Genomic DNA, 16,620 nt, shown 5'->3' with positions numbered 1-16,620 from the left:
CTTTATGTCTGCCGCCCTGCCTCCACTAAGCCCAGCGACTATTTCTGTCGAAACCCGTCTGGCGTATGCACTACGGCATTTTCAGCAGGCCTACGAACCCATGCCTAAGGTTTCCATTGGCTACGAAGCGACAGACGCCATTCAGCTGACGCGGGGTGACCTGAACTTCTTCGATGGGCAAAGTCCTTACCCACCCACGCCCACGCGGCGGGAATGGCGGAATCAGATGCTGCCATTTTTCTTTGACCATTTACCGGCCGAGCTCCTGCTTAGGCTAATTCCAGGCAAAGCTCATATCGGCGTAGACCTTATCTCTGCTATATTTTACTTGCTGAGCGGCTGGCAGGAATATTTCTCCGACGAACGGGACCAACACGGGCGCTTTCCATTTTCGGCTAGCGTGCAGTATCGTTACGGGTTCGGGACAGTGCCAGTGATTAACTATTACTTTGATATTCTCAAAACGGCAATTGAGCACGTAACGGGCCAAGTGCTATATCCGCGCCGCTGGGCTGATGGTGCTGACTGGACTGCTTTTATTACGCACGATATCGATAACCTATACAGCGCGTGGAAAGCTCCTACAAAAGCGGCCCTGCGCCAGGGAAACCTACTGAGCTTCTGTAAGCAACTCTGGCAGCATGCCATGCAGCAGGATGCCTGGGATAATCTGGGCCACGTACAGCAAACCGTATCTGCTCACGGCGCCAAAAGCACCTTCTTCTTTTTACCAGAGCACCGGAAGGCAGCGAATGGGACGCCCAACGCCGATTATCGGTATCATCAAATCCGTCCAGCGGTAGACAATTTACTGAAAGCCGGGGCAAGTATAGAGTTGCATGGCAGCATCGGTACCTCTATCAATGCCAATAATCTGCATTATAATGCGGAACAGATTTGTCACTTTGGCCCCACAGGTCAGGGACTTCGTTTTCACTACCTGAGCTGGGAGCCCCGGACCACGCCCGCGTTGGTAGATGATTTGCTTTTTGTGTTTGACAGCACGCTCGGCTTTGCTGAGCATTTTGGCTTCCGCAATTCCTACTGTCTCCCATTCCACCCCTTCAATTTTAACACGGGAAGGGCGTGCGACTTTCTGGAAATTCCGCTGAATATCATGGATGCTACGCTGTACCATCCCAATTATTTACAGCTGGCACCGGAGGAAATCTTACCTGCCTTAACGCCCATGCTCCAGGAAATTGAGCGGTTTGGCGGCGTGTGCACGGTGCTGTGGCATAATGAGAATTTCGACCCGGCAAACAAGCACAACGGCCCACGTCAGTTCCACGAATTGATGGAGTACCTTCGCAGCCATAATGCGGCATATGTAAACGGTTCAGAAATTCTGACTGCTATGCACGCTCGACAGGACTTATAGAAGACTACTAAGCAACTACCAACTTGGGCATCGTTCAGCGGCAGGGACTGCGCAATACCCTGATATCCTACATTGGGCTAGCCCTTGGGTTCGTAAATACTACGCTGCTGCTGCCGCGGTTTCTAGCGCCTAGCCAGTTGGGACTCACGCAGGTGCTGGTATCTATTGCCACCATATTTGCGCAGCTATCCGCGGTAGGATTTGCGAGCATGGGCATTCGGTTCTTTCCTTATTTCCGGGATGCCGAAAACCGCCACCATGGCTTTCTGCCGTTGCTACTGGGCTTACCGCTCATTGGCTTTGCGGTGGTTACGGTCCTATATGTAGTGGGGCAGCCAGTCATTCTGAGTTTGTATTCGCATGATGCCGGCTTACTGGGCCCCTATTATCTATGGGCCATAGTCTTGGCCCTGTTCACGCTGCTTTATTCCCTGCAGGATGCCTATTTGAAAGGGCTTTACCACACGGCCTTTTCCTCTTTCCTGCAGGAAATTCTGCTGCGTGTACTGATAGCAGGCGCAGCATTTCTATTTGGGACGGGTTATCTGACTTTCCATCAGTTTGTCCTGGCCTACATCGGGGTCAATAGCCTGATTACACTCTTGCTCACGGGTTATCTGGCTTATATCGGCGAGTTGCATTTGCGGCCCACCCGAGCAGTATTGAAAGTGCGGCCCGTGCGTGAGTTGGTCAACTTTGGGGCTTTTGCTTTACTCGCCAACATCTCGGGCACCGTGATAATGACGGTTGATTCCCTGATGCTGGGTTCCAAAATAAACCTGGCCGCCGCCGGGGTCTACGCCATTGCCATCAACATCAGTACTGCCCTGACTATTCCGTGGCGGGCCCTCAGCAAAATTGCATTCCCCCTGCTGGCCGAGTACTGGAAGGAAAACGACCAGCCCCGCATGGCCGATTTCTACCGCAATACCACGCGCCTGCTGACCACTTTGGGCTGCTGGCTGGCATTGGGCATCGGTCTCAATCTGGATTTCATCTACCACCTTATTCACCGCCCGGAGTACGCCATTGGCACCACGGCCGTGTTACTGCTGCTGGCCGGCAGGTTATTTGACAGCATCACCGGCGTGAATGGCATTATCGTGGTAACCTCCCCGCGCTATCGTTACGATTTGATCTTTAACATTTCCCTGGCGCTGGTTACAGTGGGGCTTAATTTGCTGCTGATTCCAGCGCTGGGCCTGACCGGAGCAGCCCTGGCCGCGCTGCTCTCCCTCACCAGTATTAATGTGGCCCGCACGTGGTTTGTGTGGTATAGCTACCGCATGCAGCCCTTCACCTGGCGCATTCCCCTCATTGTTTTTTTAGCCGCTATTGCCGGGGTTTGTGGCTGGCTGATGCCGGCTCTTGGCACTCCGTTCTTGACTATGCTGCTCCGCTCCGGAGTGCTGACTGTAGTGTATGTCGGACTGCTTTTAATTACCAATTCGGCTCCGGAAGCGCTACCCTTTTTGCAAAAAATGAGTCGTAGGTTTAAGTGAGAAGCAATTGAAGCATTTCACGAACTAGCCTTCTTAAAAGGCAGGTTTTTAGAAGAATACTTGCTAATTTTTTAAGGTTACTGCCTGACCAATTATTGCTTATACACTGTTTAAACAGCATTTTCCAGCAAATAGCCAGCTGAATACAATTTCTCTATTAGCATATTTTTCAGAGCAACTTAATTTACACTTGACGTCAGTATATCAGTTCTAATTGTGCAGCTATTCAGCATCTCCTGAAAAAATAAAATTTGGAAGTGTAAAATTCCGGCCCCTACCTTTGGGGTACCAATTCTTTACCACCAAAGGATTGTTTTTATACAGAGGCGTGGAGAGACAGGCTCTACGAAGCGCCGGCAACCAGCGGACCATCCGAAACGGTGCCAAGTCCTGAACATATAAAAACAACAGACCGTGAAACGCTTCCTCAACTCCGCTACTACATCCGCCACCTCCTCTGCTGTACAGCATGGGTGTTGTGCTATGATGGGTATGCCCTGTTGTTGCTAGCACCACGCCCCTCCGCTTTTCTGGTTGTGTGCTCCTGATGGCCCGCTGATGCGCATTTGCGCATAGCCGTTACGCAGCAGTACACCCCGCCTTCTGCCTCGCCGGGCACTACGCGTCGTTGCGCTATAACGCCGCTGCCCGCTGCCGGGGCCATTGTTTGGCCGGAATCCGGGCTACCTGCCTGGTCCTCCCCTCCCATTTTCTTGATATGTCCGCAGCAGATGCTGCGCCGGCCGTCCACGCGTTGCTGGACGACCTGCGCCCCCGGCTGATTCAGGCTTCGGCTCTAGAGCGGCTGCGCCTCGTGGCCGAATACTTTCCCGAGCAGGCCGTGTTTTCCACCTCTTTCGGGCTGGAAGACCAGATTATCAGCCACCTGATTTTCGAGTTCGACCTGCCCATTCAGGTGTTCACGCTGGATACCGGCCGCAACTTCCAGGAAACCTACGCCACTTGGAACAAGACGCTGCTCAAGTATCAGAAGCCCATTGAGGTATTCTTCCCGCAGCAGGCAGGGGTGCAAAATCTGCTCCTGGAAAAGGGCCCGAACTCCTTCTACGAGAGTGTGGAGAACCGTAAGGAATGCTGCTTTATCCGTAAAGTAGAGCCCCTGAATAGGGCTTTAGCGGGCAAGCAGGCGTGGGTAACGGGCATACGAGCCGAACAGTCCCAGAACCGCCAGACCATGGACCCGGTGGAGTGGGACGCCGCGCACAACCTCGTCAAAATCCATCCGCTGTTCGACTGGACCTGGGAGGAGGCAGTAGCCTTCACCCAGAAGCACAGCATTCCGGTGAACACGCTGCATCAGCAGGGCTTCGTCAGCATTGGCTGCGCCCCCTGCACCCGCGCCATCCGGCCCGGCGAAGACTTTCGTGCCGGCCGCTGGTGGTGGGAAGATCTATCAGCCAAAGAATGTGGCCTGCACGCCACGGCCGCGCACAACGGCCCCGACCCGGTGGTAGAACCGGTGCCGGCCGCCAACTAAGTATCCAGTTAGCTTCATCCAACATGATTACCCCTACTTTCGATTATCTCGACCGGCTGGAAGCCGAAGCCATTCATATTCTGCGGGAAGTGGCCGGCCAGTTTGAGCGGCCCGCGCTGCTGTTTTCCGGTGGCAAAGATTCTATTGTTCTTACGCGTCTGGCGGAAAAAGCCTTTCGGCCCGGTCGGTTTCCCTTTCCGCTGGTGCACGTGGATACCGGTCACAACTTTCCCGAGGTGCTGGCTTACCGCGATGCGCTGGCCGAGCAGTTGGGCGAGAAGCTGATTGTGCGCAGCGTGGAGGAAACCATTAAGCGGCAGCGCCTGCGTGAGCCCGGCGGCAAATACCCCAGCCGCAATCCGCTGCAGACTTATACCCTGCTGGAGACTATTGAGGAGTTTGAGTTTGATGCCTGCATTGGCGGCGCCCGCCGCGACGAAGAGAAGGCCCGCGCCAAGGAGCGCATCTTCTCCGTGCGCGACGAGTTCGGCCAGTGGGACCCCAAGCGCCAGCGCCCCGAGCTGTGGAACATCTACAACGGGCGAATTCAAAAGGGCGAAAACGTGCGCGTATTCCCCATTTCTAACTGGACGGAGCTGGACGTCTGGCGCTATATCCAGCGCGAAAACATTGCCCTCCCCGATATCTATTTCGGCCACGAGCGCACCTGCGTGGTGTTGCCCTCCGGCCAGCTGCTGGGCCTCACGGAACATATTCGACTGGACCAGGACGATGAAATTGTCACCCGCCAAGTACGCTTCCGCACCGTAGGCGACTCCACTTGCACCGCCGCCGTGGAGAGTGACGCAGCCACCGTGGAAGACATTATTGAAGACCTGCTGCTGGCCAAAGTAAGTGAGCGGGGCGCTACTCGCCTCGACGACAACATCTCGGAAGCCGGCATGGAAGACCGGAAGCGCAACGGGTACTTCTAGCCCCAGGCAGTTCTTCTCAACCCACTACTTACCGGCTGCCTACTGGTACGCCTCCCCAATATGGACCTTCTCCGATTTATCACCTGCGGCAGCGTCGACGACGGCAAAAGCACCCTGATTGGCCGCCTGCTTTACGATTCTGAATCAGTATCCCTGGATGTGCTGGCCGCGCTGGAAAAGCGCCAAGCCTCCAATGGCATCGTGGACTTAGCCCTGCTCACCGATGGCCTGCGCGCTGAGCGGGAACAGGGTATCACCATTGATGTCGCCTACAAATACTTCACCACGCCCCGCCGCAAGTTCATCATTACCGATGCGCCCGGCCACGTACAGTATACCCGCAACATGGTGACGGGCGCCAGCAACGCCGACCTGGCCATTGTGCTGGTGGATGCGCGCCAGGGCGTGATTGAACAAACCCGTCGCCACACACTTATTGCCGCGCTCTTGGGCATTCGCCACTTTGTGTTGGCCGTGAACAAGATGGATCTGGTGCAGTATGATGAGACGATTTTCAACCAGATTTCCGCCGACTACGCGGCTCTCACCGACCACTTCCAGCTGCCCAAAGCCACAGCCATTCCGCTAAGCGCCCTGAACGGCGACAACGTGGTAACCCGTTCTCAGGAGCTGCCATGGTATGCGGCCCCCAGCCTGCTGGAACACCTGGAAAGTGTGCCCGGCTCGGTAGAAGTTGCCGCCGCTCCTCGCTTCCAGGTGCAGTATGTCATTCGCCCGCAAACGCCGGAGCTGCCCGACTACCGCGGCTATGCCGGCCAGGTGCTCAGCGGCCAATACCGCCGCGGCGACAAAGTGCGCATCCTGCCATCAGGGCAGGAATCCGCTATTGAAGCTATTGAAGTAAGCCAGCAGGAAGTAGAAACGGCCACGGCGCCACAGGCGGTAGTAATTCGCCTGCGCGATGATGTGGACGTGAGCCGCGGCGACACCATAGTACCGCTGAATGACGAGCCTACGCTGACGCGGGAACTGGAAGCTACGCTGTGCTGGATGAGCGAGCAGCCCTTGTGGCCCGGCCGCAAGCTGTTGCTGCAGCACCATTCGGCGCTGGTGAAAGCCGCCATTCCGGCCATTCTGCACAAAGTAAACGTGCACACCTTCGCCCGTGCCGCCGCTGACTCGGCCCAGCTAAACGACATCGTGCGGGTACGCCTGAAAACCGCCGTACCGCTGGCCGTGGACAACTACCACCAGAACCGGGCCACCGGCTCCTTCATTCTGGTGGATGAACTGAGTGGTGACACCGTAGCCGCTGGCCTCATCGGCGAAGCCAATGCCAACTACTTCACGGCGCCTACTTCGCCGCCGGTTGCCTTTTCTATTTAGTGGCTTACGGCCTGCTACGGCCTGACGCCCCCCACTCATTCTCTGCCATGTCACTCCAAATCCAACCCCGTCTGACGGTCCTCGGTGCCGGCCCCGGCGACCCGGAACTTCTCACGCTCAAGGGCGTGCGGGTGCTGAGTGAGGCTGATGTAGTGCTCTACGATGCCCTGGCTAACCGGGAGCTGCTGCAGCATACCCGGCCGGAAGCCCTGCTGATACCCGTGGGCAAGCGCCGGGGCATGCGCAGCCACTCGCAGGACGAAATCAACGCCCTGATTGTGGAGTACGCCCACCGGTACGGCCACGTGGTAAGGTTGAAAGGCGGCGACCCATTCGTGTTTGGCCGGGGCCGGGAGGAAATGCTGTTTGCCGAAGCACATGGCCTGGCCACGGCCTACGTGCCCGGCATCAGCAGCGCAGTAGCTGCCGCGGGCAGCGTGGGGATTCCGGTTACGCACCGCGGGGTCAGTGAAGGGTTTCGGGTGATAACGGCTACCACGGCCAGCGGCGAGCTGGCAGCCAGTGTGGCTGATGCCGCCCGCTCCCGCACCACCACAGTCATCCTGATGGGCCTGGGAGAGCTGGAAAACATTGTGCGTTTGTTCAGTGAAAATGGGCAGGCCGATACTCCGGCCGCCATTATCCAGAACGGCACCCTACCTACTGCCCAAGTGGTAACTGGCCCGGTGGCCGAGTTGCCAGCCCGCGCTCTGGCTGCCGGCATAGGTGCTCCGGCCATCATCATCATTGGCGAGGTTACCCGACTGGCTACCCCTGAAACCCTTCGTACTGCGCTACCCAACGCGGAGTTTGCTACTGCTACCGCCTACGCGGAAGTAGCCTGATTTGACTGTGTCGGCAGCGCGGCTGCCGGCTCTGATAGCACTGCCTCTACTGCCCGAACTCTTCTTGCTATGTCTTCCTCTTCTTCCATCACGCTCCCCATCGGCTTTGATGAGGCTACGTTGCAGCAACTCGCTACCGGCCTCAGCGACCAGCAGCTACTCTGGCTGAGCGGATATTTCTACGGTCGGGCCGCGGGTGATGCGGGCAGCTTGCCGGCCCCCCAAACGGCAGCGGTTACAGCTCCCGCGGCGAATAATACCCTTACTATCCTTTTCGGCTCGCAAACCGGCAACAGCAAGAAAGCGGCAGGTCTGGTGGCTGATGCTGCCCGGCAGCACGGCCTGCAGGTGGCCGTGCGCGACATGAACGACTACCCCACCAAGGAGCTGAAGAACGAGCGGCAACTGCTGGTGGTAGTCAGCACCCAGGGCGAAGGCGACCCACCCATTGCGGCCGAAGAGCTGCATCAATTCCTGCTTAGCAACCGCGCCCCTAAGCTGCCGGAGCTACGCTATGCTGTGTTGGCCCTCGGGGATAAAAGCTACCTGCAGTTCTGCCAGACCGGTTTTGAGTTCGACCAGCGCCTGGCTGAGCTGGGGGCCAAACGGCTGACGGAGCGGGTAGACTGCGACGTGGAGTTTGAAGCCGAAACCAAACGTTGGGCCGGCCAGGTGCTGGAGGTAATTGCCCAAGCTGTGCCCGCTGCCGCGCCGGTGACAAACCAGGTTTCCGCGAAAGTAACGCTGACGCCGCAGCCCCAGGTAGCGGCCGGCGCAGTGGAGTTGGAAGAACGGGTGGAATACACCAGCCATAACCCATTTGCAGCAGAGCTGCTGGAGAAAATTCAACTGAATGGCCGCGGCTCCACCAAGGAAACCTATCATCTGGAGTTCTCTCTGGCAGGCTCCGGGATTCAATACGAAGCCGGCGACGCCCTGATGGTGCAGCCCGTAAACCAAACCGAACTGGTGCGGGAAGTAGTGCAGGCCGGCCGCCTGGATGCCGGCGCCCCGGTGCAGCTGAACGGCATCGAGCTGGACTTGCAGTCCGCCCTGACGGAGCGGCTGGAAATATCAGTACTGACGCGCGACGTGCTGGAACGCTACGCTGTCGTATCCCCGCAACACCCCAGGCTGCGCGAAATCCTCGCTGACAAAGCTCAACTGCCCGCTTACCTCTACGGTCGTGATGTGGCCGATTTGCTGCGCGAGTTTCCCGTGGAGCTTTCGGCGCAGCATTTGGCGGCGGTGCTGCGTCCCTTGCCGGCGCGTGCCTATTCCATTGCCAGCTCTTTACTGGCGCACTCCGAAGAAGTACACCTCACTGTAGGGGCGGTGCGCTACGATGCCCACGGCCGCCGCAAGCACGGCGTGTGCTCCGCTTATCAGGCCGATTTGCTGACTGTTGGCGATGCTGCCCGCGTGTGGGTAGACCGCAACGAGTACTTCAAGCTCCCCCAGAATTCCGCGGCGGATATCATTATGGTGGGGGCCGGCACCGGGGTAGCGCCCTTCCGGGCTTTTGTGGAAGAGAGGGCCGAAACGAATGCCTCGGGCCGGAACTGGCTGGTTTTCGGCAACCCGCACTTCACCACCGATTTCCTCTACCAAACCGAGTGGCAGCAGCACCTCAAGCACGGCACCCTCGACCGCCTCGACGTAGCTTTTTCCCGCGACCAGCAGGAGAAGCTTTACATCCAGCACCGCTTGCTGCAGCAAAGCCGGCGGGTGTACGACCAACTCGAAAATGGCGGCTACTTCTACGTGTGCGGCGATAAAAACCGCATGGCTGCTGATGTGCGCCAGGCACTTTTAACCATTGTAGCGCAGGAAAGCGGCCGTGATGCCGAGTATGCCGCTGAGTATGTAAAGCAACTGCGCAAGCAGCGCCGCTACCTCGAAGACGTGTACTAGTCCCCCTATTTCACCTTTAAAACCCAGCAGAATGCGCGTGATGCAGAAACGATGTTGTAGCCGGTAAAGGCTGATCAGTGCCTGACTGAGCAGCTAACCCCGACAGCCTATGGCACCCCGGGAAGCAGTGCTTCCCTCCCTTTCCGCCGGTCTTATCTGACCATTCTACTCTTGTTTCTCCAAACCCTATTTCTGTTATGAAGAAGTACTACGCTTCTTTCTGGATTTTCCTGCTCCTTCTGCTGGTGAGTATCGTAGCCGCCCAGGCCCAAGACCAATTAATTTCCATCAGCGGGACCGTCCGCGAAAAGGACACCCAGCAGCCCTTGCCCGGCGTGAGCGTGAATGTGAAGGGCGGCATCATGAGCGCCCAGAGTGACGCCAGCGGCAAGTTTGTGCTGCAGGCCTGCCTGCGTTTCCCCTTTACCCTGGTCTTTAATACCATTGGCTACGAGCCGCGCGAACTGGAAATTGCCAGCGGCAGCCAGCCTATTGCCGTGCAGCTGGAATCGAAGCCGGTGCTGGTGAATGAGGTGGTGGTTTCGGCCTCGCGGGTGGAGGAAAACCGGCTGAAGTCGCCGGTGGCTATTGAGAAGCTGGATATCCGGGCCATTAAGGAAACGCCCGCGCCCAGCTTCTACGATGCGTTGGAAAACGTGAAGGGCGTGCAAATGACTACCAGCTCGCTCACCTTTAAAGTCCCCAACACCCGCGGCTTCAATATTCCCAACAACTTCCGCTTTATGCAGCTGGTAGATGGGGTGGATATGCAGGCCGCTACCCTGGGTGTGCCCTTAGGCAATGCCATTGGGCCCACCGAGCTGGATATTGCCAGTGTGGAAATTACGCCTGGCGCGGCCTCGGCCCTGTACGGTATGAATGCTATTAATGGCATGGCCAACCTTTCTACCAAAAGCCCTTTCACCTACCAGGGGCTGAGCGTGTACCAGAAGGTAGGCGTGAACCACGTGGATGGCAAAGACCGGGACCCCAGCTCCCTCACCGAATCGGCCATTCGCTACGCGCAGGCTTTCAACAATAAATTCGCTTTCAAGCTGAACTTCAGCTACCTGCAGGGCACCGACTGGCTTTCGGATACGCAAATCGACCAGAACCCGCAAAACCTAAACTCGGCTAACCCGCGCTTCCCGGAGCTAAGAGGCGCCAACAACCCCGCCGCCGACCTCTGGAACCGCTACGGCGACGACCGGAGCGGCAACGCGCCGGTGACCATTCAGTACCAGGGCAAGACCGAAACCTTCAACGTGCGCCGCACGGGCTACTACGAGAAGGATTTGATTTCGCCCACCGTGCGCAACCTCAAGTTTGATGGCGGCCTGTTCTACAAGCTCACCGACAAGCTGGAGCTTTCCTACGGCTACCGCTACGGCCTGATGGACGGCATTTTCCAGCGCGGCAACAAGATTCAGCTGAAGGATGTAACGGTGCAAAACCACAAGCTGGAACTGCGCGGCGCCGACTACTACGTGCGCAGCTACGTGCTGGTAGAAAACACCGGTAAGTCCTACAACCTGAACCCGCTGGCCCTGAACCTGGACCTGCAAAACGGCACCAATACAGACTGGGGCAAACGGTTTCAGGATAAGCTGCAAGAGCAGGTAAACGCCGGCATCGATCTGGCCACGGCCATGCGGCTGGCCCGCGCCACTGCCGATGCCGGCCGCGCGGAGCCCGGTACGGCTGGTTTCGAGGAACTCAAAAACACCATTACCGGCATTAATAACTGGGACAGCGGCGTAAACGTGCCCGGCGCCCCGGCTACCGGCGGGGCCGCCCTCTGGCAGCGCAGCCGCACTTACCACAACGAAGCTCAGTGGAACCTAGGCCCGCGCATCCAGTTTGCTGATGTGGTGCTGGGCGTTGATGCCCGGGTGTACGAGGTGATTCCCGACGGCAACAACTTTGTGGACTTCTCCAAACCGCTGGTTGACCGAGCTACTCCCGGTGGCGAGAACATCTACTACAAGAAGTATGGCGCTTTTGCCCAAGCTACCAAGCTGCTGTTCCAGGACCGCCTCAAGCTGAACGCTTCGTTACGCATAGATTACAACCCCGAGTTCAACCCTAAGCTGAACCCTCGGGTGGCAGGGGTGTACACCATTGCCCAGCGCCACAACCTGCGCGCTTCCTTCCAGAATGGCTGGCGCTTCCCGGCTTTGTTTGAGGCACTATCGTTCGTGAACAACGGCAACGTGCGCCGCGTGGGTGGTCTGGCCCGCGTGAATGAAGGCCTCGGCTTCCTGGAAAACTCGTACACGCTGGCCTCGCTGGATAACTTCACGGCCGCCGTGAACAAAGATGTAGCGGCCGGCCTGAGCCGTAATGATGCCGCCCTCAAAAACCGGGAGGTGCTGCAGGTAGCCAACCTGCCAACCGAGGAACCCGAGCACATTAATGCCTTTGAAGTGGGCTATAAGAGCGTGTTGCTTGATAACCGCCTTGCCCTGGATCTGGACGCCTACTACAACGAATACACGGGTTTCCTGGGGCAGGTGGAAGTAGCCGTACCGAAAACCGGACCGGTGCAGACGGATGCGGCGGTGCTGGACATGCTCACCCGTTCTAAGCAGGACCGTTACCGGGTGTATACCAACGCCCGCAACACCTACCGCAGCTACGGCTCGGCTTTGGGCATCACCTACAACTTCTTCCAGAAGTTCACCGTGGCCGGCAACGTGAACTACAACAACATTGCCGCCAACGAGGAAAAGGACGTGTTCATCACCGGCTTCAACACGCCCAAATGGACGACCAACCTAAGCTTCGGTAACCGGGAAATTGTGCGTAATGTGGGCTTCAACGTGGTGTGGCGCCACCAGAATGCTTTCCTGTGGGAGAGCCAGCTGGCTAACGGCCAGATTCCGGCCTACTCCAGTGTAGATGCCCAAGTAAACGTGCGCATTCCGTCACTGAAATCGACCATCAAGCTGGGTGGCACCAACCTGCTCAATGACCGCTACATCCAGTACGCGGCGGGCCCCACCATCGGTGGCCTGTACTACGTGGCCCTGACGTTCGACAACAACATCATTCGCTAATGCCACGCCGTATGCAACGCGCCTTTCTCATTTCGCTTCTTCTGGTGCTCCCAGCGTTACCGCTGCGGGCCCAGAAGCAGTATGTGCGGGAGCAACAAACCTGGCTGGGCGTTTTCAACCAAACGCGCTTTTCGCAGCGCTGGGGCTCCTGGACCGACCTGCACCTACGCCTGCACGACCACTTCGTACAGGAGAAATTTCAGGCCCTGGCCCGGGTGGGGCTCACATATTACCTGACCGATGACGTGCGCCTGACCGGGGGCTATGCCTACGTACACCACTACCCCGATGGCGCCCGCACCGTGGGCCAGCCCGAGCACCGCCCCTGGCAGCAGGTGCAGTGGTTCACTAAGTTTCCCAAGGCCCGCCTGATGCAATGGGTGCGGCTGGAAGAGCGGTTTCGGCGCACCATTCAGAACAATGAGCGCACCGACGACTTCGATTTCAACTACCGCACCCGCTACAATGCGGCCTTGTTCGTGCCGCTGACCAAGCGCGGCTTTGAGCCCGGCGGCCTGCAGTTTCTCCTCAACAATGAGGTGATGATGAATTTCGGCCGGGAAATCCGCTACAATTACTTCGACCAGAACCGGCTGTTTGCCGGGCTGGTGTACCAGGTAAACAAGCACGCCCAGCTGCAGGGCGGCTATATGCACCTGTTTCAGCAGTTGCCGGCGGGCAGCACTTACCGGAATCAGCACACGATCCGGCTGTTCTATTTCCACAATTTCGACCTGCGGCCCACGCCTCCGCCGGTCCCCACACCTACCCCCACGCTACCCTAATGGCTGATACCATAAAGCTTTCCGAAGTGGAACACGTGAAGGATGCCAGCAATTATTTGCGCGGCACCCTGGCCGAGAGCGTGAAAAACCCCATTACCGGCGCCCTCTTCCCCGATGATACGCACCTGATTAAATTCCACGGCTCCTACCAGCAGACGGACCGCGACCTGGACAGTGAGCGGAAACACCAGAAGCTGGAACCGCTCTACTCCTTCATGATACGGGTGCGCGTGCCCGGCGGCGTGGCTTCTTCCGCCCAATGGCTGCGCATGGATGAGCTGGCCGATGCCTACGGCAACCACACGCTCAAGCTTACTACCCGGCAAGCCTTCCAGCTGCACGGCGTGCTAAAGCGCGACTTAAAAGAAACTATTCAGGGCTTCAATGACGCCCTGCTGGACAGCATTGCGGGCTGCGGCGACGTAAACCGCAACGTCATGTTCAACCCCAACCCGCACCAGTCGCGGGTGCATGAGCAGGTGTATGCGGTAACGCAGGCCATTAGCGCGCACCTCACGCCCCGCACCGCGGCGTATTGGGAATTATGGCTCAACGGAGAATCTGCCTACAGCTGCGTACCGAATGAGGGCGAAGGGGATTTCGAACCGATTTACGGCAAGACCTACCTGCCGCGCAAATTCAAAATTGCGCTGGCCGTGCCGCCCTACAACGACACCGACATCTTCGCCAATGATCTGGGCCTGATTGCCATTGAAGAGCACGGCGAGCTGCTGGGCTTCAACGTGGCGGTGGGCGGCGGCATGGGCATGACCTTCGGCATGCCTGACACCTACCCGCGCTTGGCGGACATCATCGGGTATATTCCGGCTGATCAGGTGGTGGACGTGTGCGAGAAAATCGTGACCATTCAGCGCGACTGGGGCAACCGGGAAAACCGCAAGTTCTCCCGCCTCAAATACACCCTGGACCGCGTGGGTCTGGACGTATTCAAGCAGGAGCTGAACCACCGCCTGGGCTTTGCGCTGGAGGCCGCCCGCCCCTACACTTTCCGCAGCTCCGGCGACGCCTTTGGTTGGAGCACCGGCCCTGATGGCGCCCGCCATCTGACTCTCTTTGTGGAAGGCGGCCGCATTCAGGACCTGCCCGGCAACCAGCTGAAAACGGCGCTGCGCAACATTGCCCATTTCCATACCGGCGACTTCCGCCTAACCGGGAATCAGAACCTGATTCTGGCCAACGTAGCGCCCGAGCATCTGCTCAGCATTCAGGCCATACTCTCGGAAAACGGCGTGCCGGTGGAGGCCAACGAGGTACACACGGGCCTGCGGCGGGGTGCGTTGGCTTGCGTGGCGCTCAATACCTGCAGCCTGGCTTTTGCCGAGGCCGAACGGTATCTTCCAAAACTTTTGGATAGATTAGAGCAAGTCATTCGCCAGCAAGGCCTTAGCCAGGACGAAATTATACTGCGGATGACGGGCTGCCCCAACGGCTGCGCCCGCCCCTACCTGGGCGAAATCGGGTTGGTGGGCCGCGCCGTGGGGCGCTACAATCTGTACCTCGGCGCCGCTTTCAATGGGGAGCGGCTGAACAAGCTCTACAGGGAAATGTTGGATGAAGACGGCATTGTGCAGGAGCTTACCCCCCTGCTAGCCGATTACGCTCAAAACCGCCAACCCCAGGAGTCGTTTGGGGATTTTTTAATACGCCAGGGCTATGTTCAGCCCACCACCCACGGGCTCAACTTTCATCAGTAGCCCACCAAATCAGCCACTCTACTAGGTGACTGATTCCTGCTCTCTACTCTCTGTGACCACAACCAAAATGCCTCTCCCTTCTAATACCCCCATGCCCCAGCCGGAGCCTCCGCCGCAGCCCGGTACCAACCGGCTGTTTCCTGTGTTTCTGAAGCTGGAACAACTGCACGTATTGCTGGTGGGCGGCGGCGCGGTAGGCCACGAAAAGCTGTCGGCGATGCTGCTGAACAGTCCTGATGCGCCCATAACGGTAGTGGCTACCTGGTTTTCGCCGGAGCTGCTGCTCCTAGCTGGGCGCCACCCCTCCGTGCAGTTGCGCGAACAGCCCTACCAGACCACTGACCTGGTGGGCCATGACCTGGTGATAGTGGCCACCAATGACAAGGAACTCAACCTGCGCATCAAAGCCGATGCCACGCTCCAGCGTCTGCTCTGCAACGTAGCTGACACGCCCGAAGCCTGCGACTTTTACCTGGGCTCCATTGTGCAAAAGGGCGACCTGAAAATTGCCATCAGCACCAATGGTAAGTCGCCTACGATTGCCAAGCGCCTGCGCGAAATGCTGACCCACGCCCTGCCCCACGAGCTGCACGACGTGCTTCAGCACATGACCGTGATTCGGGAAAAAGTAGGCGGCGACTTCGCTAAAAAAGTAAAGTCGTTGAATGAGGTAACGGCGGAACTGGCGGGTGGTCCGGCCTATGAGTCGCCGGCCGCGGCACGGTGGCGTCATATTGCCACTGGTTCCTTGCTGGCCTTTGCGGCCATGCTGGTGTTCAACATCCTCTCCTATTACTTCACGTGGCAGCAGGTATGGGAGGTGGCTACCTCTTCCGATACGTTCTTTATTTTCGTAGCCATCGGGTTTGGCGCGCAGCTCATTGATGGACTACTAGGCATGGGCTACGGCGTAGTGACGGCCATCAGTCTGATGAGCCTGAATATTTCGCCGGCAGCCGTAAGCTCCAGTATCCATACTGCTGAAATGTTTGCCAGCGGGGCCTCGGGCTACCATCATTACCGCTTCGGCAACGTGAACCGCAAGCTGTTTAAAGTGCTTCTGATTCCGGGGGTATTAGGTGCTATTACGGGCGCTTATCTATTATCAGAGTTTGGGGAGCAGTACGGGGCGTATGTGAAGCCTTTCCTCTCCCTTTACCTGTTGCTGCTGGGTCTGCGCATTATTTCCAAAGCTTTTTCCAAACCCGGCCCTCGCAAAAAGCATAAGAAGCTAGGCGTTCTGGCCGCGGCCGGCGGGTTTCTGGACTCGTTTGGCGGTGGCGGCTGGGGCCCTTTGGTTACCAGCACGCTCATTGCGGGTGGCCGCACGCCGCAATACGTTATTGGCTCCGTGAGCGTGACTGAGTTCTTCGTCACGTTTGCCAGCGCCGTCACCTTTTTCGCCACCATTGGCATTTCTCACTGGCAGATTATTCTGGGGCTGATTGTGGGCGGCGTAGCCGCGGCCCCGCTGGCTGCCCGCCTCGCCGGCCGCATTCCCGTACGCTGGATGTTTGTAGGCGTGGGGCTGATGGTCATTGTGTGGAGTATGTGGTCGTTGCGTAAGCTAATGATGTAATTCAGAAAACGCTGCAACCAAAAAGCCCCGCCGTACTACACGGCGGGGCTTTTTTATCAA

The 16,620-nt window shown here is 57.9% G+C and carries 11 protein-coding genes and 1 riboswitch; all 11 genes read left to right on the top strand.

Annotated elements, in window-relative coordinates; all coding sequences use genetic code 11:
* The first annotated feature begins 4 nt into the window (after positions 1 to 4).
* The 11 genes from Q4G72_RS09430 to Q4G72_RS17880 all read left to right on the top strand — a co-directional run bounded on the left by Q4G72_RS09430 (position 5) and on the right by Q4G72_RS17880 (position 16,560).
* Positions 5 to 1,381: a DUF7033 domain-containing protein gene (locus Q4G72_RS09430; RefSeq protein WP_303311167.1), complete on the top strand. Its 1,377-nt coding sequence runs from the start codon at positions 5 to 7 to the stop codon at positions 1,379 to 1,381.
* 23 nt (positions 1,382 to 1,404) lie between these two features.
* A complete protein-coding gene (locus Q4G72_RS09425; RefSeq protein ID WP_303311166.1) occupies positions 1,405 to 2,883 on the top strand; it encodes a lipopolysaccharide biosynthesis protein in 1,479 nt (492 codons plus the stop codon).
* A gap of 313 nt (positions 2,884 to 3,196) precedes the next feature.
* Positions 3,197 to 3,288: riboswitch (SAM riboswitch) on the top strand.
* A 313-nt stretch (positions 3,289 to 3,601) separates the two neighbouring features.
* Positions 3,602 to 4,381 (top strand): phosphoadenylyl-sulfate reductase, encoded by a 780-nt coding sequence (locus tag Q4G72_RS09420; RefSeq protein ID WP_303311165.1) that lies wholly within the window; start codon positions 3,602 to 3,604, stop codon positions 4,379 to 4,381.
* A gap of 23 nt (positions 4,382 to 4,404) precedes the next feature.
* The gene (cysD, locus tag Q4G72_RS09415) at positions 4,405 to 5,316 is read left to right on the top strand and encodes a sulfate adenylyltransferase subunit CysD (RefSeq protein ID WP_303311164.1); all 912 of its coding nucleotides are present in this window, start codon (positions 4,405 to 4,407) and stop codon (positions 5,314 to 5,316) included.
* 60 nt (positions 5,317 to 5,376) lie between these two features.
* A complete protein-coding gene (locus Q4G72_RS09410) occupies positions 5,377 to 6,663 on the top strand; it encodes a sulfate adenylyltransferase subunit 1 (protein ID WP_303311163.1) in 1,287 nt (428 codons plus the stop codon).
* Positions 6,664 to 6,710: 47 nt separating this feature from the next.
* Positions 6,711 to 7,508 (top strand): uroporphyrinogen-III C-methyltransferase, encoded by a 798-nt coding sequence (gene cobA / locus Q4G72_RS09405; RefSeq protein WP_303311162.1) that lies wholly within the window; start codon positions 6,711 to 6,713, stop codon positions 7,506 to 7,508.
* Positions 7,509 to 7,577: 69 nt separating this feature from the next.
* Positions 7,578 to 9,422 (top strand): assimilatory sulfite reductase (NADPH) flavoprotein subunit, encoded by a 1,845-nt coding sequence (locus Q4G72_RS09400; RefSeq protein ID WP_303311161.1) that lies wholly within the window; start codon positions 7,578 to 7,580, stop codon positions 9,420 to 9,422.
* Between the two features lie 197 nt (positions 9,423 to 9,619).
* Positions 9,620 to 12,481: a TonB-dependent receptor gene (locus Q4G72_RS09395; RefSeq protein ID WP_303311160.1), complete on the top strand. Its 2,862-nt coding sequence runs from the start codon at positions 9,620 to 9,622 to the stop codon at positions 12,479 to 12,481.
* Between the two features lie 11 nt (positions 12,482 to 12,492).
* On the top strand, positions 12,493 to 13,266 hold the full coding sequence (locus Q4G72_RS09390) for a DUF2490 domain-containing protein (protein WP_303311159.1): 774 nt from the start codon (positions 12,493 to 12,495) through the stop codon (positions 13,264 to 13,266).
* On the top strand, positions 13,266 to 14,981 hold the full coding sequence (locus tag Q4G72_RS09385) for an NADPH-dependent assimilatory sulfite reductase hemoprotein subunit (protein WP_303311158.1): 1,716 nt from the start codon (positions 13,266 to 13,268) through the stop codon (positions 14,979 to 14,981). Before Q4G72_RS09390 ends, Q4G72_RS09385 begins: the two co-directional genes overlap by 1 nt.
* A 52-nt stretch (positions 14,982 to 15,033) precedes the next feature.
* On the top strand, positions 15,034 to 16,560 hold the full coding sequence (locus Q4G72_RS17880) for a TSUP family transporter (protein WP_368408982.1): 1,527 nt from the start codon (positions 15,034 to 15,036) through the stop codon (positions 16,558 to 16,560).
* Positions 16,561 to 16,620 lie beyond the last annotated feature (60 nt).

It is taken from the genome of Hymenobacter sp. BT730 (assembly GCF_030542105.1).
Taxonomy (GTDB): Bacteria; Bacteroidota; Bacteroidia; order Cytophagales; family Hymenobacteraceae; genus Hymenobacter.
Note: the sequence above shows the minus strand (reverse complement) of the source record. Positions and strands in the feature narration are given on the sequence as shown.

Coding starts and splice junctions, on each gene's coding strand:
- Q4G72_RS09385 (WP_303311158.1), top strand. CDS start 13,266: ATGGCTGATACCATAAAGCTTTCCGAAGTGGAACACGTGAAGGATGCC.
- Q4G72_RS09395 (WP_303311160.1), top strand. CDS start 9,620: ATGAAGAAGTACTACGCTTCTTTCTGGATTTTCCTGCTCCTTCTGCTG.
- Q4G72_RS09430 (WP_303311167.1), top strand. CDS start 5: ATGTCTGCCGCCCTGCCTCCACTAAGCCCAGCGACTATTTCTGTCGAA.
- cysD (WP_303311164.1), top strand. CDS start 4,405: ATGATTACCCCTACTTTCGATTATCTCGACCGGCTGGAAGCCGAAGCC.
- Q4G72_RS09410 (WP_303311163.1), top strand. CDS start 5,377: ATGGACCTTCTCCGATTTATCACCTGCGGCAGCGTCGACGACGGCAAA.
- cobA (WP_303311162.1), top strand. CDS start 6,711: ATGTCACTCCAAATCCAACCCCGTCTGACGGTCCTCGGTGCCGGCCCC.
- Q4G72_RS09390 (WP_303311159.1), top strand. CDS start 12,493: ATGCAACGCGCCTTTCTCATTTCGCTTCTTCTGGTGCTCCCAGCGTTA.
- Q4G72_RS09400 (WP_303311161.1), top strand. CDS start 7,578: ATGTCTTCCTCTTCTTCCATCACGCTCCCCATCGGCTTTGATGAGGCT.
- Q4G72_RS09420 (WP_303311165.1), top strand. CDS start 3,602: ATGTCCGCAGCAGATGCTGCGCCGGCCGTCCACGCGTTGCTGGACGAC.